This window comes from Lentzea sp. NPDC005914 (assembly GCF_040629405.1).
GTDB lineage: Bacteria > Actinomycetota > Actinomycetes > Mycobacteriales > Pseudonocardiaceae > Lentzea.
Window position 1 is genome coordinate 1 of sequence record NZ_JBEXVQ010000049.1, and the last position, 16,123, is coordinate 16,123.

General features: G+C 69.0%; 16 protein-coding genes and 1 pseudogene. 3 read left to right on the top strand and 14 right to left on the bottom strand.

All coding sequences use genetic code 11. From position 1 onward, the window contains the following. Window positions 1–359: 359 nt before the first annotated feature. The 5 genes from prcA to ABZ345_RS42330 form a co-directional block, all read right to left on the bottom strand. Window positions 360–1,127, bottom strand: a complete 768-nt coding sequence (gene prcA, locus ABZ345_RS42310) for a proteasome subunit alpha (protein WP_359860598.1) — start codon at window positions 1,125–1,127, stop codon at window positions 360–362. A 34-nt stretch (window positions 1,128–1,161) separates the two neighbouring features. Beyond that, entirely contained in the window at window positions 1,162–2,010 is an 849-nt protein-coding gene (prcB, locus tag ABZ345_RS42315) for a proteasome subunit beta (RefSeq protein ID WP_359860599.1), read from the bottom strand. Window positions 2,011–2,058: 48 nt separating this feature from the next. Next, complete coding sequence (locus tag ABZ345_RS42320; RefSeq protein ID WP_053733492.1) at window positions 2,059–2,253, bottom strand: ubiquitin-like protein Pup; 195 nt, start codon at window positions 2,251–2,253, stop codon at window positions 2,059–2,061. Window positions 2,254–2,332: 79 nt separating this feature from the next. Continuing rightward, window positions 2,333–3,826: a depupylase/deamidase Dop gene (gene dop, locus ABZ345_RS42325; protein WP_359860600.1), complete on the bottom strand. Its 1,494-nt coding sequence runs from the start codon at window positions 3,824–3,826 to the stop codon at window positions 2,333–2,335. Window positions 3,827–3,899: 73 nt separating this feature from the next. After that, on the bottom strand, window positions 3,900–6,293 hold the full coding sequence (locus tag ABZ345_RS42330; RefSeq protein WP_359860601.1) for an FtsX-like permease family protein: 2,394 nt from the start codon (window positions 6,291–6,293) through the stop codon (window positions 3,900–3,902). A gap of 109 nt (window positions 6,294–6,402) precedes the next feature. Between ABZ345_RS42330 and ABZ345_RS42335 the strand changes: the two genes are divergently transcribed. After that, on the top strand, window positions 6,403–6,900 hold the full coding sequence (locus ABZ345_RS42335) for an NUDIX domain-containing protein (protein WP_359860602.1): 498 nt from the start codon (window positions 6,403–6,405) through the stop codon (window positions 6,898–6,900). Here ABZ345_RS42335 and ABZ345_RS42340 read toward each other — a convergent pair. The 8 genes and pseudogenes from ABZ345_RS42340 to ABZ345_RS42375 all read right to left on the bottom strand — a co-directional run. After that, window positions 6,897–7,505, bottom strand: coding sequence for a response regulator transcription factor (locus ABZ345_RS42340; protein WP_359860603.1), 609 nt, complete (start codon window positions 7,503–7,505; stop codon window positions 6,897–6,899). The two genes, ABZ345_RS42335 and ABZ345_RS42340, sit on opposite strands and share 4 nt — an antisense overlap. Next, window positions 7,502–8,560, bottom strand: a complete 1,059-nt coding sequence (locus tag ABZ345_RS42345; protein ID WP_359860604.1) for a histidine kinase — start codon at window positions 8,558–8,560, stop codon at window positions 7,502–7,504. The genes ABZ345_RS42340 and ABZ345_RS42345 overlap by 4 nt, the downstream gene beginning before the upstream one ends. Before the next feature lie 13 nt (window positions 8,561–8,573). Beyond that, window positions 8,574–8,984 carry a hypothetical protein gene (locus tag ABZ345_RS42350; RefSeq protein WP_359860605.1) on the bottom strand — a complete coding sequence of 137 codons (411 nt, stop codon included), beginning with the start codon at window positions 8,982–8,984 and terminating at the stop codon, window positions 8,574–8,576. 85 nt (window positions 8,985–9,069) lie between these two features. Further along, window positions 9,070–9,948 carry an aldo/keto reductase gene (locus tag ABZ345_RS42355; protein ID WP_359860606.1) on the bottom strand — a complete coding sequence of 293 codons (879 nt, stop codon included), beginning with the start codon at window positions 9,946–9,948 and terminating at the stop codon, window positions 9,070–9,072. Between the two features lie 15 nt (window positions 9,949–9,963). Beyond that, window positions 9,964–10,995 carry a glycoside hydrolase family 5 protein gene (locus ABZ345_RS42360; protein WP_359860607.1) on the bottom strand — a complete coding sequence of 344 codons (1,032 nt, stop codon included), beginning with the start codon at window positions 10,993–10,995 and terminating at the stop codon, window positions 9,964–9,966. Between the two features lie 165 nt (window positions 10,996–11,160). Next, a complete protein-coding gene (locus ABZ345_RS42365; protein WP_359860608.1) occupies window positions 11,161–12,210 on the bottom strand; it encodes a glycoside hydrolase family 5 protein in 1,050 nt (349 codons plus the stop codon). A gap of 97 nt (window positions 12,211–12,307) precedes the next feature. Continuing rightward, window positions 12,308–13,063: an ABC transporter permease gene (locus ABZ345_RS42370; RefSeq protein ID WP_359860609.1), complete on the bottom strand. Its 756-nt coding sequence runs from the start codon at window positions 13,061–13,063 to the stop codon at window positions 12,308–12,310. Between the two features lie 65 nt (window positions 13,064–13,128). Next, window positions 13,129–13,761: pseudogene (locus ABZ345_RS42375) on the bottom strand (ATP-binding cassette domain-containing protein); the annotation flags it as partial. A 111-nt stretch (window positions 13,762–13,872) separates the two neighbouring features. On the opposite strand from ABZ345_RS42375, the gene ABZ345_RS42380 reads away from it, so the two are divergent. Both ABZ345_RS42380 and ABZ345_RS42385 read left to right on the top strand, forming a co-directional pair. Beyond that, window positions 13,873–14,940: a sensor histidine kinase gene (locus ABZ345_RS42380; protein WP_359860610.1), complete on the top strand. Its 1,068-nt coding sequence runs from the start codon at window positions 13,873–13,875 to the stop codon at window positions 14,938–14,940. Further along, complete coding sequence (locus ABZ345_RS42385; RefSeq protein ID WP_359860611.1) at window positions 14,937–15,566, top strand: response regulator transcription factor; 630 nt, start codon at window positions 14,937–14,939, stop codon at window positions 15,564–15,566. Before ABZ345_RS42380 ends, ABZ345_RS42385 begins: the two co-directional genes overlap by 4 nt. Here ABZ345_RS42385 and ABZ345_RS42390 read toward each other — a convergent pair. Beyond that, window positions 15,563–16,087 (bottom strand): hypothetical protein, encoded by a 525-nt coding sequence (locus ABZ345_RS42390; protein WP_359860612.1) that lies wholly within the window; start codon window positions 16,085–16,087, stop codon window positions 15,563–15,565. The two genes, ABZ345_RS42385 and ABZ345_RS42390, sit on opposite strands and share 4 nt — an antisense overlap. Window positions 16,088–16,123 lie beyond the last annotated feature (36 nt).

A 16,123-nucleotide genomic window follows, 5' to 3' on the forward strand; every position in this document is an offset into this window, starting at 1 on the left:
CAAGTCGACACGCTTTTCGTCGACTTGACCCATCCCTCCGAGTGTGGCTCGCTCCGGCTCGGCTTGTGACGGGACCCCACCCGGACCGCACCACCAACGCAACAGGCAGCCGCCGAAAGCAACAGGCGTGCCATCAACCCGCAAGCGGCGCTGGACCCCCCGATCAGATTGGCGGGGGTTTGGGGGCAGCGCCCCCAAGGAGAAGCACGCAACCGCAAGCCGCCCAACGCAACCGGGGAACGCTATCGGACTAGCAACAGAAACCCCGCCAACGCAACACAACAACCCACGAAACCAAGGCGCACCCAAAGCAAAAGGCCCCCGGCAAAAACCGAGGGCCTCCCACAACAAGCCAACCCCTACTTGGAGTCATCCTCCGACCCAGGCAGCTGAACATCCTCAACAGCCTTCCCACCCTTGGTAGGCGAAGGCATCAAGGAATCCAACGCCGCCCCAGCGATCCGCCGAAACGCCCGCCGAGGCCGAGCCCTCTCCAGCACAGCAACCTCAAGCTTGCTAGCAGGAAGAATCTCCGCAGAACCGTTCCCAGTGGACGGCGACCCAGCGGACAACGCCTTGACCGCAACAGGAACCGCCTCAGCCAACGAAAGCCCGTCAGCAAAGGCGTCCTTCAACGCGGAGTTGGCAGCATCCACGGTGCCACCCATCACGATGTACTGCGGCTCGTCTACAATGGACCCGTCGTACGTCAGCCGATACAGCGTGTCCGACTCGGCGGAGTCCGACACCTCGGCCACGCAGATCTCCACCTCGAACGGCTTGATCTGCTCGGTGAAGTAGGTGCCCAGCGTGGTGGCGTAGACGTTCGCGAGAGACCGGGACGTCACGTCACGCGGGTCGTTCTGGTATCCGCGCACGTCGGCGAAGCGGATGCCGGCCTGGCGGAGGTTCTCGAACTCGCTGTAGCGGCCGACGGCGGCGAAGCCGATGCGGTCGTAGATCTCCGAGACCTTGTGCAGCGTGCTGGACGGGTTCTCCGCGACGAACAGAATGCCGTCGGCGTACTTGAGCACGATGACGCTGCGACCCCTGGCGATGCCCTTGCGGGCGTACTCCGAGCGGTCGCGCATCACCTGCTCTGCCGATGCGTACAGCGGCATCGTCATGGGTGGTGCTCCTGACGTCGAACCTGATGGGGACTCAGCCTGAGGGGCGGGACCGGCGGCCTTCGACGACCGCGTTGGCGACCGTGGCGATCTGGGGCTCCGGTACCTCTACGGCACCGTCGGCGCCGTTGATCGTGACCACGACCGGGTAGAGGCGGCGGACCGGGTCCGGGCCGCCCGTGGCCGAGTCGTCGTCCGCCGCGTCGTACAGCGCCTCGATGACCGAGCGGATCGCGGCGTCGACGTCCGCGTCCGGGTCGTAGAGCTTCTTGAGGGCCGACTTCGCGAACAGCGAGCCCGAGCCGACGGCCTGGTAGCCCTGCGACTCCTCGTAGCGGCCGCCGGTGACGTCGTAGGACACGATGCGGCCCGCGCGGTCCGAGTCGGTGGCCGAGGTGTCGTACCCGGCGAACAGGGGCACCACGGCGAGGCCGGCCATGGCCGCGTCGAGGTTGCCCCTGATCATCGCCGAGAGGCGGTTCGCCTTGCCGTCCAGGGACAGCGAGACGCCCTCGATCTTCTCGTAGTGCCGCAGTTCGACCGTGTACAGACGCACGATCTCGATCGCGATGCCCGCCGTGCCCGCGATGCCGACGGCCGAGTGGTCGTCGGTCACGAAGACCTTCTTCATGTCCCGCTGGGCGATGACGTTGCCCATCGTCGCGCGCCGGTCGCCGGCGATCACGACGCCACCCTTGTAGGTGGCCGCGACGATCGTCGTCCCGTGCGGGGCCTGGACGGTCCCCTCCGGGAGCTTCCGGGCGGAAGGCAGCATGTCCGGTGCCTGCGCCCGCAAGAAGTCCGTGAACGACGACGAGCCCGGCGTCAGGTACGCCGAAGGCAACGCCGCGGCCGGGTAACGCCCGGTCGAGCTGTGGTCCATGTGTTGGTTGTTCTCCCGTCCCCGAAGTGGTCAACAGGCCCGGAAGGCCTACTGACCACCCTTCTGCACGTATGCGCGGACGAAGTCCTCCGCGTTCTCCTCGAGCACGTCGTCGATCTCGTCGAGGATCGCGTCCACGTCCTCGCCGAGCTTCTCGCGGCGTTCCTGACCTGCTCCGGCAGCGCCCTCGGCACCGTCGTCGCCGTCGCCACCACCCTGATGCTGCTTCTGTTCCTGGGACATCTCGGCCTCCCGCTTGCTCGCCTGACAAGAACACTACCCAGCGGCACCGACAAAAATCCTGAGCCACTCGGGTAGACGATCACCCGCGAGTCAGTGCATCGACCAGCTGCTCGGCGGTGTCAGAGGCCTCCAGAAGCGCTCCGACGTGGGCTTTCGTGCCTCGCAGCGGTTCCAGGGTGGGAATTCGCACGAGGGATTCCCGACCGAGATCAAAGATCACCGAGTCCCACGACGCGGCCGCGACCGAGGTCGGGTAGCGCTCCAGGCACCGGCCGCGGAAGTACGCACGCGTGTCCTCGGGCGGCGTGGTGATGGCCGCGATGACCTCTTCCTCGCTGACCAGGCGCTTCATCGAGCCGCGCGCGACCAGGCGGTTGTAGAGGCCCTTGTCCAGGCGCACGTCGGAGTACTGCAGGTCGACCAGGTTCAGCCGCGCGGAGCCCCACGCGAGGCCGTCGCGCTGCCGGTAGCCCTCGAGCAGCCGCAGCTTGGCCACCCAGTCGAGCCGGTCGGCGCACTCCGCCGGGTCACGCGCCAGGGCGTCGAGCACCTCGCCCCACACGCGCAGGACGTCGCGGTCGCCGATGCCCTCCTTCTCGATGAAGGCGGCGGCCCGCTCGTGGTAGGCGAACTGCACGTCCAGGCCGGTGAACTTGCGCCCGCCGGTCATCTCGACCTTGGTCTTCAGGGTCGGGTCGTGGCTGATCTGGTGCACCGCGCGCACCGGGTCGACCATGCGCAGGTCGTCGAACCGCTGACCGGCCTCGATCATGTCCAGCACGATCGACGTGGTGCCGACCTTGAGGTACGTGGAGTACTCGGCCAGGTTCGCGTCGCCGATGATGACGTGCAGGCGGCGGTACTTGTCCGCGTCCGCGTGCGGCTCGTCGCGCGTGTTGATGATGCCGCGCTTCAACGTCGTCTCGAGGCCGACCTCGACCTCGATGTAGTCCGCGCGCTGCGAGAGCTGGTAGCCCGCTTCCTCGCCGGACGGGCCGATGCCCACGCGGCCGGAACCGGTGATGACCTGGCGCGACACGAAGAACGGCGTGAGGCCCGCGATGACGGCCGTGAACGGCGTCGACCGCTGCATCAGGTAGTTCTCGTGCGTGCCGTACGACGCGCCCTTGCCGTCGACGTTGTTCTTGTAGAGCTGCAGGCGGGGCTGGCCGGGCACGGTGGCGGCCTTCAGCGCGGCCTCCTCCATCACCCGCTCCCCCGCCTTGTCCCAGATCACCGCGTCACGCGCGTTGGTGACCTCGGGAGCCGAGTACTCGGGGTGCGCGTGGTCGACGTAGAGCCGCGCGCCGTTGGTGAGGATGACGTTGGCCGCCCCCAGGTCCTCGACGTCGGAGTCGGCGGGGTGGCCACCGGGGCTGCCCAGGTCGAACCCGCGCGCGTCGCGCAACGGTGACTCCACCTCGTAGTCCCACCTGGCACGCCTGGCGCGCGGTATGTCCGCCGCCGCCGCGTACGCGAGCACCACCTGTGTCGAAGTGAGCACCGGGTTCGCGGTCGCGTCGCCCGGCACCGCGATGCCGTACTCGACCTCGGTTCCCATGATCCGCCGCATGCGCAACACCTTATGACCTGACCCCGACAACAGCGTGAGGGGAGCTTCGCCGTGAAACTCCCCCTCACCCTATTCACCCAGAGGCCAGTCCTGCCGCCGGGCGAATGCGAGATGCGCCTCGCGAGGGCCCGAACGCCGCCACCACGGCCAGCACGACGACCGCCGCCGCGCCGATGACCAGCGGCAACACCACCCGCATCCCTGGCAGTGACATGTCGATCCCAGTGGCCAGGATGGCGATTTCCGCGTAGCCGAACCCGAGCACGCCACCGCCGATGACGCCCACGAGCGCCAGCATGATCGCTTCAGCGATGACCCCGCCCTGCAGTCCGCCCCGAGTGACGCCCAAGGCCCGCCTCAGCGCGAGCTCCTTGCGGCGCTCCTGCACCGAGATCGTCAGCGCGGTGCCGATACCGGTCACGGCGACCGCCACGGACAGCCCCAGCAACACCATCATCAGCACGGTGCCGAGGTGCATGTACCGGTCGGTCTGCGCACGCTCGTCGGCGTCGGTCTGCACGATCACCGTCGGGTTGTTCGGCAGCGCGGCCTGCAGGTTCGCCCGGAACGCCGCCGGATCCGCCCCCGGCTTCAACGCGACCAGCACCTTCTCCGCCGGGCTGGAGGTCAGGCCGCCGATGATCGGCGTGTAGCCGGTGATGCCGCCGGGAATCGTGCCGACGACCTTGTACTGCTTGCCGTCGTTCTCGACGAACGGCCGGTCCGACCAGTGCTCCGGCACGATCGCCGTGCCTGAGACGAACTGGTCCACGCCGCCCACGTTCTGCGCCTTGAGCCACGCCTTGAACTCCGCCGGGTCGACCCCGGACCCGTTCTCGGCCTCGTGCAGCACGACGCTGGCGGCCACCTCGGGCTGCACCGGGACGACCGGCAGTGCCCGGTCACCGGCGTCGACCACGGTCGCGTCGGGGCGTTCCTCGTTGGAGTACGCGAACGCCATGTCCTGCGCGCCACCCAGCACGACCAGGAAGAACGTCACCATCGAGCTGGCCAGCAGCAACGGCAGCGCCACCGACGCGGACCGCTGCGGCATCCTGCGCACCTCGGCGCCGGCGAGCTTCCACTGGGTACCGCCGATCTTGCCGAACAGCCGCGCGATGAACGGGACCGTGACCGGGCCGAGGATCCAGAACAGGCCGGTCACCGCGGCGATCGCGGAGAACGTCACGGCCAGAGGAGCAGCAACGGTCCCCTTGGCGGCGATAGCGACCATCGCGAGGAATGCAGCGCCACCGGTGAACAAGACACCGAACACGAGTCGTAGGCGACGCACGGACCGTGGCGGCACCTCGTTCTCCGCGTCACGCAACGCGGCGAGAGGCGACACACGCGCAGCGTTGATCGCAGGCCGAACAGCGGCCATCACGCTCAACATCGCGGCAACAACAACTCCGAGAATCACGTACCCGAGCGACGGCAGCAGGTCCGGGCTCAGCTGCACGGCGCCGAACAGCACCGAGATGCCGGTGACGTCGAACGTCCTGGCCAGCAGCCATGCCATCGGCCCGCCCAGCAGCGCACCGCCGACCCCCGCCAGCGCACCCGTCAGCAACGCCTCGAACAGGCTCCTGCGCACCAACGGCCCGCGCTGGGCCCCGATGCACCGCAGCAACGCCGTCTGCCGCTGACGTTGCGCGTAGACCGCGCGGAACGTGGCCGCCGCGACGAACACCGCCGTGGCCAGCGCGAGCACGCTGAACGGCAGCAGGAGGAACGTCAGGTCGTTGCCGATCTTGTCGGCGTCCGGGCTCGGGTCGAACACGACGTACGAGGCCCCGGCGGCGCTCGCGACGGCGGAGCGAGCACCGCCGATCACCCACACCGCGATGGTGTCGGGCCGCGGGTCGAGCTTGCGGGCGAGGTCGGGCCCGGCGACCAGGATCGGCCGCGCGTCCATCCCGCCCTTCTTCATGACACCGCTGACCGTGACGTCGAACGGCTTGCCGTCCGCGGCGGCGAGCTTGATCTTGTCGCCCGGCTTGAGACCGCGTTCGTACGCGGTGATCTTGTCGACGGCGACCTCGTCGTCGGCGGCCGGCGCCTTGCCCTCGGCCAGCGGCCAGCGCACCAGGTCCGGCTGCTGGACCTGCACCTCGGCCCGGTGCTCCCCCGCCCGGCCGTTGCCGTCCAGCAGGTCCGCGTGCGCCTCCTGCACCGGCACCGCCCTGCCGACCGCGGAGAGCTTGGCCAGCAGCGCGCCGTCCAGCTTCGGGCCGTTCGTCTCCGCGGTGTCCGAGCCGTGGTCGGACGGCTTGACGTTCACCACGTGTTCCACTGTGGACGGAGTGACGGGCGCGCCCTCGTCGACCGACCTGGTGAGCGCGTCGCTCAGCACCAGGGCGGCCAGCAGGCAGGCCACGCCGACGACGAGCGCGACGCCGGGCAGCAGCGCGCGGCCCGGCCGGGCGCGGAACTCGGCGACGCCGAGCCGCAGGGAAGTGGACACGAATCCTCCTCGGTGACACGTCTGACGGTCACGAAGGTAGGAAGGATCGCGATCAGCGGGCGTCGGACTGAGGTAGCAAGCTCGCGTACGACCACAGGAGGACCCCAGGATGATCAACCTCTACGACGAGGACGCGAACGTGATCGGAGAGGTGACCCGCGAGCGCATGCGCGCGGAGAACCTCTGGCACGGCTGCGTGCTCACCCTCGTGCTGTCACTGGACGGGGAGAGGATCTACGTGCACCGCCGCACGGACACCAAGGACATCTTCCCGGGCCTCTACGACTACGCCGCGGGTGGCGTGATCGACGCGGGCGAGACGCCGGACGAGGCCGCCGCACGCGAACTCCACGAAGAGCTCGGCGTGCGAAGCCCACTCACTCCGCTCTTCCGGACCACCTACGTCGACGAACTGACCCGCTACCACGCGTGGATCTACGAGACGCGCAGCGACGGCCCGTTCACCCACCAGCCCGAGGAGGTCGCCTGGGGCGGCTGGATGGACCTCGGCGAGCTGCGCGGCAAGATCGACGACCCCGGCTGGCCTCTGGTGCCGGACGGCCGTGCGATCGGCCGGGAGTGGTTGCGCCGCACCGGTTCCCGCTAGAGCCAGCCGCGCTCGTCGGCCACCCGCAGGGCCTCCGTCCGGTTGCGGGTGCCGGTCTTGGTGGTGGCTCCGGACAGGTAGTTCCGGACGGTGCCCTCGGCGAGGTACAGCCGGGCCGCGATCTCGGCCACGGTGGCGCTGGAGCGGGCCGCGATGAGCACGTCGCGTTCGCGGGCGGTGAGCGGCGACTCGCCCGCCGCCAGCGTGGCCGCGGCCAGCGCCGGGTCCACCACGCGTTCACCGGCCATCACCCGCCGGACGGCGTCGGCAAGAGCGTCGGCCGGGGCGTCCTTCACGACGAACCCGACGGCGCCCGCCTCCATGGCCCGGCGCAGGTAACCGGTGCGGCCGAACGTGGTCAGGATGACCACGCGGCAGCCGGGCACCTGCGCGGTGAGCACGGCGGCGGCCGCGAGCCCGTCCAGCCCCGGCATGTCGATGTCCAGCAGCGCGACGTCCGGGCGGTGTTCCAGCGCAGCGGCCGTGACCTCGTCGCCGCGGCCGACCGAGGCCACCACCTCGAAGTCGGGTTCGAGGCCGAGCAGGACGCCGAGCGCGTGCCGGATGAGCTCCTGGTCGTCGGCGAGCAGCAACCTGATCGTCATACCGCTACCCGCAGACACCAGCCGCGCGGCTGTGCCGGACCGGCCGTCAGCACGCCGCCGGCCGCGGTCACCCTGGTCCGCAGACCGTCCAAACCGGACCCGGTGCCGGCCGGGCCACCGACGCCGTCGTCCCGGACCTGCACGGTGGACGCGGTGAGCTCCACCGTGCACCGGCCGGCCCTCGCGTGCCGCACCACGTTCGTCACCCCTTCCCGGACGACCCAGCCGAACAGTTCCTGACGCTGCGGCGGCACCGCGTCGACTGCGGTGGGCAGGTCGGCGGCGACCCCGGCCGCCCGCAGCAGTTCCCGGCCCTTGGCGAGCTCACCGGCGAGCGTGACGTCCTGGTAGCCGGACACCGCGGCCCGCACGTCGGACAGCGCCTGCCGGGCCAGTTGCTCCACCGACTCCATCTCGGCCCGCGCCTGCGCGGGTTCCAGCCTTCTGGCCAGCGCGCTCTTCACGGTGATCGCGGTGAGCGAGTGGCCGAGCAGGTCGTGCAGGTCGCGGGCGATCCGGTTGCGCTCGGCCTCCGACGCGAGCCTCGCCACCTCCGCCCTGGCCTCGCGCAGCTCCTGATTGGCCCTGGCGGTGCGGCTGAACGCGAGCACCAGCAACGTCGTGAACACCACGGCCACCGCGAAGTACCAGCTCCCGTCGGTGCTCCAGCCCACCGCCCTCGGCACCAGCACACACGCCGCGGCACCCAGCACCACCAGAGCCGCCGCCGTCCGGGCACCGGCTCGCGCCGCCATCGACGGCACGATCACCGCGGCCAGGATCAGCACCATGTCCCTGGCCAGCGGCGCGAGCAGCACGGCCAGCACCGTCATCAGCGCCACCAGCCACCAGTACATCCGCCACGCCGACCGCATCGAGGCGATCACGACGCCCAGGTAGCAGGCGGAGATGGCCACCAGCAGCAGGTAGCCGGCCACGAGACCGCCGCCGTGCGCGTACTGGTTGACGCCCGCGGCCGCGAGGAACGGGTAGCAGAGCATGCCCAGGGAGAGCAGCAGCCGGCGTCGGTCGTCCAGGCCTCGCAGTTCGTCCACGACGGAAACCGTATTAGGCCGCGAACGCGGCGCGCACGCTGCGGGCGAACGTGATCAGGACGACGATGATCAGCAGCGCGCCGCACACGCCGTTCGCGATCTTGAACCAGACGGGGAACGAGCCGGGGATGGACTCGATCACGAGGACGGCCACCACCTGGGCCGACGCGATGATCTTCACCCTGCGGTAGTTGCTGCGCGAACCGCCCGCCATGGAGACACCGAGCGCGAACGTGATCAGCGACGCGACCGCGAGGATCGAGCCGCGGACCCACACCGCGTCGGTGACCATGTCGGGGTTGCCGCTGAACACCACGATCGCCAGCAGCGTCAGCACGCTCACGGCCGCGTAACCGCCGAGCAGCTTCTTGGCGATGTCCAGCTTCTCGCGGGCGTCGGGGTCGGTCACAGTCAGCTTCGTCATGCCCGAAAGCCTGCTCGTCCGGCGTCTTCGCGGGTAGCGATGATCCGCACGTCCTCGCCGTGACATCTGTCAGAAACCGGGCAATTCAGTTCCAGCTGAGCCCGGCGCGGGTCGTCCAGTACTGCTCGGCGGGCTCGGCCAGGTCCGGCAGGTCGACGTCGATCCGCATCGCGTCCACATTGGACCTCAGCTGCTCCGGGCTCGCTGCGCCGGACAGCACGACGTCCACCCACGGCCGGCGCGCGATCGCCGCCAGTGCGACCGCGTCCGGTCCGACACCCAGTGCTTTCGCCTGTGCCGCAACCGCTTGCGGAGGCTCCACGACGAGCCGCCCGTTCGCCACGCCTTCCTTGACGATCACCCGCAGGCCGGCGTCGTGAGCCTCGGCCAACGCCTTCCCCGCCGACGTTTCGAGAACGTTCCAGGTGGACTGGACGGACCGGAAGATGCCGAGGTCCACAGCCTTGCGGATGGCGTCGGCCTGCCGCGGGCCGGACGTCGAGAAGCCCAGCGGCACCCCGATCTCCACCATCGCGTCCTGCAGGGCGCGATCGGAGAACAGCGGGCTGTCGGCGGTCAGCGAGTGCACCTGGTAGAGGTCGACCTGGGGAAGCAGGGCCTGAGTTTCCCGCCACTGCTGGGTGAAGCGGGCGAGCGAATGCTCCTTCACCTCGTGCACCTCGGCGTCGGGCCGCCAGTCCGCGGTGTAGGCGTAGCCCCACTTGCTGGAGATCGTCAGACCGTCGTGGCCGGGCAGCCACGACGACAGGAAGTCCTCCGACAGCCCGTACGAGCGGGCCACGTCCACCCACCGGATGCCCAGTTCGTAGGCCGTGTCGAGCACCAGGTGGCACTGCGCGCGCATGGACTCGACGTCGCGCACGGCCGGCAGCGCGCCCTCCCGGCCCAGGTTGATGTAGGCGGGACGACCGAGCGAGGCGAGACCGAGCGCGAGTTGAGCCATGCCCTCAAACTTAGATCACCACTGGTCGGGCGACCGCACGATGTCACGCACCCAGACACCGGCCGGCTTGAGCTTGCTCGTGCCGCTGAACGACGTGCCCGAGCAGGTGCCCTCCTTGAACACCGCGCCCGAGCGCTCGTCGTCGGAGAAGTTCCAGTTCGTCCAGGAGATCTTCTTGCGCTTCATCAGATCGATGTACTTCTGCGACATGGCGAAGTCGTTCGGGCCGTCACCGGTGGCCTCCTGCGTGCCGAACTCCGTCACGAAGACCGGGACCTGACTCGACACCCGGTCCAGCACCGAGACGTAGTCGTCGCGGTGTTCCTTGGCGTAGAAGTGGAACGAGTACATGAAGTTCGTCGCGTTGACCTTGTTGTTCAGCACCACCGACGGGTCCTGCTCGTCGGAGTGCCCGAACGTCGACCAGCCGTTCGTGCCGGAGATGATCAGGCTGTCCGGGTCCTCGGCGCGAATGACCGGGATGAGCTGCTCGGCATAGGACTTGATCTTCGGCCACGACACGTGGTTCGGCTCGTTGGCGATGTCGTAGATGATGTTCGTCTTGTCCTTGTGCCGCTGGGCGATCTCCTTGAAGAACGTCTTCGCCTTCGCGGTGTAGACGTTCGGGTCGCCTGGGTCGAGCTGATGCCAGTCGACCAGCACGTAGAGGCCGCGACGCGTGGCCTCCTCGATGTAGCCGTGCATCAGGTCCGTGAACTTGCGCGGGTTCGTCTCGTAGCCGTCCTCGCCCTTCGCCACGTACATCGCGACGCGGACGACGTCTGCCTTCCAGTCGTTCTGCAGCGCGTCCCACCACTGGGACTTCGCGCACTGCTGGTACCACTGGATGCCGTGCGTGCTCATGCCGCGCAACTGGATGGCCGTGCCGTTCTTGTTGCACAGCTGGACTCCGCAGACCTTCAGCTGCCCGTTGACCGCCGCGGGCGATCCCGCCGGCATCGCGGGAGCCGCTGCCACCGCCGTCACACCGGCGAACGCGAGCGCGACCGCCGCAGCGCATGCCGCCACAGACCTCAGCCAAGCCATACAGCTTCCCCTCTCGAACTGCGCGGCGGCGTTGGAGGAAAGGTATGGATCTCTTCAAGAGGCGGTCAACGAATCTCGCCAGAACTGTCCTAAAAGGCAAGCGGCACAACGGAGAGCGGCGGCCCCTGCAAGGACCGCCGCTCTCGTGACCCGCCGGGGTCGGTTCTAGCGATTTGCCCTGATGTGGTTGCGCACCCACTTGCCGGCTTCCTTCAGCGGGCCCTCGCCCGTGAAGTTGCTGCCGGAACAGGTGCCTTCCTTGAACACCGCGCCGGACCGCTCGTCGTCGGAGAAGTTCCAGTTCGTCCAGGAGATCTTGGCGGAGTTCATGAACGTGATGAACTTGTTCGCCATGGTGAAGTCGTTGGGACCGTCACCGGAGGCCTCCTGCGAACCGAACTCGGTGACGAAGACCGGCACCTGGCTCGAGACCGTCTTCAGGGCGTTGAGGTAGCTGTCCCTGTGGTCCTTGGCGTAGAAGTGGAACGTGTACATCAGGTTCGAGGCGTTGACCTTGTTCTGGCTGACCTCGTTGATGTTCTTGCCGTCGGACAGGCCGAACGTCGACCAGCCGTGCGTGCCCACGAGCACGAGGCTGTCCGGGTCCTCCGCGCGGATCGTCGGGATGACGGCCTCCGCGTAGGACTTCACCTTCGACCACGACACGCCGTTCGGCTCGTTCGCGATGTCGTAGATGATGTTCGTCTTGTCCTTGTGCCGCGAAGCGATCTCCTTGAAGAACGTCTTGGCGCGCGAGGTGTTGGCGTTCGGGTCGCCCGGCGAGAGCTGGTGCCAGTCGACGAGCGCGTACAGGCCGCGCTTGGTGGCCTCCTCGATGTAGCCGTGCACCATGTCGGTGAACTTGCGAGGGTTGGTCTCGTAGCCACCTTCCTGGATGTACATCGAGATCCGGAGGACATCGGCCTTCCAGTCCTTCGCGAGCGCGTCCAGGGACGCGGTCTTGACGCACTGGGCGTACCACTGGATGCCGTGGGTGCTCATGCCGCGCAGCTGGACCTGCTGGCCCGCCTGGTTGCACAGCTTCACACCGCAGACCTTCAGCTGGCCGTTGACCGCCGCGGGCGAACCCGGCGGCAGCGCTGCGGCGGAGACGTCACCCGCGGGTGCGGCGGCGACCGAACTTCCTGCCATCACACCGGTCAGCGGGAGCACGACTGCCGCGGCGAGCGCCACCACAGACTTCTGCCAAGCCATTCAGCGTCTCCTCTCGGACTGCTGGCGGCGGATTAGTTAGGTAAGTTTCCTTACCGATTAAAGGTATAGATGACCCTAGGGGCGTCCCAAGAGAGAGTCAAGAGTCTCGTCGCACGAGAGTCACCGCTCCGACACCGAGAGTGACCAGTACGTAAACGATCAAACATCCAACAGCGGCCAGCGGTCCCAGCGGTGCGTCGTTCACCGTTCCCGCCACCTCGTGGACCAGGTAGGGAACGAGCGCGGCACTGACGTCCACGTTCCAGGGACTCGGCAGCATCGGGGTGATCGCGGGCAGGCCCCACAGCAGGACGCCGACGACGACGATGGTGACGGCGGTCGACCTGACCGCGAGGCCGAGCCCGAGGCCGACCAGACCTGTCGCCAGGATCGACAGAACGGACGCTCCGGCCCGCGGGAGGACGTCGGTGACGCTGTCCCAGGGAGCGACGGGTGGTGGTCGGTCCCCCATGATCAGCCAGCTCGCGCCGAGGCTCAGGGTGAGTGCCGCGGCGCCGATCACCACGGCTGTGGTGGCGACGAGAGCGCTTTTGGCAGCCAGCAAGCGTTTCCGGTTCGGGACGGCGGTCAGCGCGGTGAGGGCCGGATCGGACGTGGCGACCAGGGCGCCGAGCGCTGCCACCAGGAACTGCGCCATCGGGACGACGACCACGCTGCCGTCCGCCGAGGCGAACCTGGCCTGCTCCGCGGCCGCGGTCGTGTCGTAGTCCTGGACCATCAGCCACGAGATGAGCGCGGCGAAGACGATGGTCAGGCCGATGGTGCCGGCCAGGCCGTACGGGGACCGGACCGTCTTCAGCTTCAGCCACTCGGCGTGCAGTGCGTTCTTCACAGTCCCCTCCCGCTCGTGAGGTCGAGGTAGGCGTCCTCGAGGGACCCGTTGCGCGTCAGGGACTCGATGGACGTCTCCTTGACCAGCTGTCCTTTTGCGACGATCACGACGTGGTCGGCGGTCAGCGCCATCTCGCTCATCAGGTGGCTGGAGACGAAGACCGTCCTGCCTTCTTTCGCGAGGCCGCGCATGAGGTCGCGGATCCAGCGCACGCCCTCGGGGTCGAGGCCGTTGACCGGCTCGTCGAACATCAGGATCCGCGGGTCGCCCAGGAGTGCCGCCGCGACGCCGAGCCGTTGCTTCATGCCGAGCGACAGGGTCCGGATCCGCTTGTGCCGCACGCCTCCCAGGCCGACCTGCTCCAGCAGTTCGACGGCGCGCCCCTGGTCGATCCCGTTGCTCGCCGCGAGCCAGCGCAGGTGGTCGAGCGCCTTGCGGCCGTGGTGGACCGCGGCCGGGTCGAGCAGCACGCCGACGTGCTTCAGCGGCTGGTCCAGATCCGCGTACCGCTTGCCGTCGACCAGCGCCTGGCCCCTGGTGGGCCGGTCGAGGCCGAGGATCATGCGCATGGTCGTGGACTTGCCGGCGCCGTTCGGGCCGAGGAAGCCCGTCACCAGTCCGGGGTGGACGGTGAACGACAGGTCGTCCACCGCTGTCGTGTCGCCGTATCTCTTCGTCAGGTTCCGCACCTCGATCATGGCGATCAGCGTCGGGTGCTCCGGCCTTCGGCGGATCGGACCTCGGGCCGAACTCGGGAATCGGACCGTGGTCCGAGGCATCACGGCCGGGTGGTCGCTAGCGTCGACCCCGTGATCGCACGACTGCACCTCTACCTGGTCGACATCACCGCCGCGGTGGTGATCGGCGTGCTCGTGGCGTACGCGATGGTCGAACAGCGGGATCAGCCGTGGTGGCTGGTCCTGCCCTGCGCCGCCGTCGTCGCGCTGCCCGTCGCGGTCCGCAGGCTCTGGCCGGTGCCCGTGCTGGCGATCACCGCGGCCGGCACGGCAGGGGTGGTGATCGGCCAGGTGCTGCCGACCCAGGCACTCGGCGCCCCGACGGCGGCGGTGTGCTTCGCGCTCTACACCGTGGCCGTCGAACGCTCCCGCGCGTGGTCACTCGCCGGACTCGTGGTCTCGGTCGTCGCGATCTCCGGCGTGTCCGGCGGCGAACCGGAGAACGTGCTGGTCGTGATCGCCGCGGTGGGCGCCGTCTGGGTGATCGGTTACACGACGAGGATGCGGCGGTCGTTCCTGGAGCGGGAGACGTCCCAGCGGTCCGAGCAGGCGCTGTCCGACGAACGGCTGCGCATCGCCCGCGAACTGCACGACGTGGTGGCGCACAACCTTTCCCTGATCGCCGTGCAGGCCGCCAACGCCGCACACGTGCGCTCACCCGAGCACGCCTACGAGGCGCTGGACGTCATCTCCTCGACGAGCCGCGCGGCGCTGGCCGAGATGCGGGGGCTCTTGGGCGTGCTGCGCTCGGACGCGGATCTGACGCCCTCCCCCGGCCTCGACGGGCTGGCCGCGCTGGCCGACCGCGCGTCGCTGGCGGGTGTGCGGGTCTCGCTGGAGGTGCGCGGGGACGCCGCCGTGCCGGAGGGGGTCGGTCTGTCGGTGTACCGGATCGTGCAGGAGGCTCTGACCAACGTCGTGAAGCACGCGGCCCCGGCTTCGTGCACCGCGCTGGTCGACGTGACAGCTTCGTCGGTGCGCGTTGAGGTGACCGATGACGGGCCGGGGGTGCGGGAGTTGGGCGAGGGACACGGGTTGATCGGGATGCGCGAACGGGTCGCGGTGTACGGCGGCACGTTCAGCGCCGGACCGGGTCCCCAGGGCGGTTTTCGGGTCGAGGCGGAGCTGCCGATCCGATGACCCGTGTGCTGATCGTCGACGACCAGGCGTTGCTGCGCGCCAGCTTCCGGTTGCTCGTCGACAACGAACCCGACCTGACCGCGGTGGGCGAGGCCGGCACCGGTGCGGAGGCGGTGAAGCTCGCGGCGGAGCTGCGGCCGGACGTCGTGCTGATGGACATCCGCATGCCGGAGATGGACGGCATCGAGGCCACGCGGCTGCTGGACGGGCCTCGCGTGCTGGTGCTGACGACGTTCGACCTGGACGAGTACGTGTTCGGCGCGCTGCGTGCTGGTGCGTCAGGTTTCCTGCTCAAGGACACCCCGCCGGCCGAGCTGCTGGCCGCGATCCGGGTGGTGGCCGCGGGCGAGTCGTTGCTCTCGCCGTCCGTGACGCGGCGGCTGATCTCAGAGTTCGTGCGGCGGCCGTCGTCTCCGGCGCTCAAAGGCCTGGAGGTGCTGACCGAGCGGGAGAAGGAGGTGCTGTTGTTGATCGCCCGCGGACTGTCCAACGCGGAGATCATGGCGGCACTGCACGTCAGCACGGGCACGGTGAAGACGCACATCGGGAACCTGCTGGCGAAGCTGCACGCCCGCGACCGCGCCCAGCTGGTGATCGCGGCCTACGAGTCGGGCCTGACCGGCTAGATCACGGCATCGCGCAGGAGACGGCCACCCGCGTCGTAGGCCCGGATCCGCACAGCGGTGATCTTCTCCGGCACGTGGCAGAGGAAGACCTCGCCGTACAGCTCGGCCTTGACGACCTTTCCGCTCGGCAGCACGAGCTCGAGCTCGGCGACCTCGGGGGCGACCCGCCCGATCTCGACGCTCTCGTCGTCCCAGACCAAGCCCGTGCGACCGCCGACGTACCGGGTGTCGAGCGCGTCGGTCCGGCCGACCGAGCGGGTGTGTCCGGCGCCGTGGATGGTGCAGACGACGAGCTCGCCAGCGGTGACACCCACCTCCAGAACGCTGCCCCGCAGCATCTGCACGGTGCCGACCCGGTATCCGGGTGGCCGTTCGCAGCCTTCGTCCGCGATGGCGCGCATCGACTCGACCGACAGCGGTGTCGGCGTTCCGGCGATGGCGACCGGGCCCGCCACGTCGTGGGCATAGGCCAGCGCGGTGACCAAGCCCAGTGCTCCCAGCACGTACCAGCTGCGCATCATGTTGCCCCCCGGACGAGATCTTAGGCCGACGCCCGC

Bases quoted from the DNA above. Each gene is read 5' to 3' on its own strand.
- prcA (WP_359860598.1), bottom strand. From the start codon at position 1,127: ATGACGATGCCGCTGTACGCATCGGCAGAGCAGGTGATGCGCGACCGC.
- prcB (WP_359860599.1), bottom strand. From the start codon at position 2,010: ATGGACCACAGCTCGACCGGGCGTTACCCGGCCGCGGCGTTGCCTTCG.
- ABZ345_RS42320 (WP_053733492.1), bottom strand. From the start codon at position 2,253: ATGTCCCAGGAACAGAAGCAGCATCAGGGTGGTGGCGACGGCGACGAC.
- dop (WP_359860600.1), bottom strand. From the start codon at position 3,826: ATGCGGCGGATCATGGGAACCGAGGTCGAGTACGGCATCGCGGTGCCG.
- ABZ345_RS42335 (WP_359860602.1), top strand. From the start codon at position 6,403: ATGATCAACCTCTACGACGAGGACGCGAACGTGATCGGAGAGGTGACC.
- ABZ345_RS42340 (WP_359860603.1), bottom strand. From the start codon at position 7,505: ATGACGATCAGGTTGCTGCTCGCCGACGACCAGGAGCTCATCCGGCAC.
- ABZ345_RS42350 (WP_359860605.1), bottom strand. From the start codon at position 8,984: ATGACGAAGCTGACTGTGACCGACCCCGACGCCCGCGAGAAGCTGGAC.
- ABZ345_RS42355 (WP_359860606.1), bottom strand. From the start codon at position 9,948: ATGGCTCAACTCGCGCTCGGTCTCGCCTCGCTCGGTCGTCCCGCCTAC.
- ABZ345_RS42360 (WP_359860607.1), bottom strand. From the start codon at position 10,995: ATGGCTTGGCTGAGGTCTGTGGCGGCATGCGCTGCGGCGGTCGCGCTC.
- ABZ345_RS42365 (WP_359860608.1), bottom strand. From the start codon at position 12,210: ATGGCTTGGCAGAAGTCTGTGGTGGCGCTCGCCGCGGCAGTCGTGCTC.
- ABZ345_RS42385 (WP_359860611.1), top strand. From the start codon at position 14,937: ATGACCCGTGTGCTGATCGTCGACGACCAGGCGTTGCTGCGCGCCAGC.
- ABZ345_RS42390 (WP_359860612.1), bottom strand. From the start codon at position 16,087: ATGATGCGCAGCTGGTACGTGCTGGGAGCACTGGGCTTGGTCACCGCG.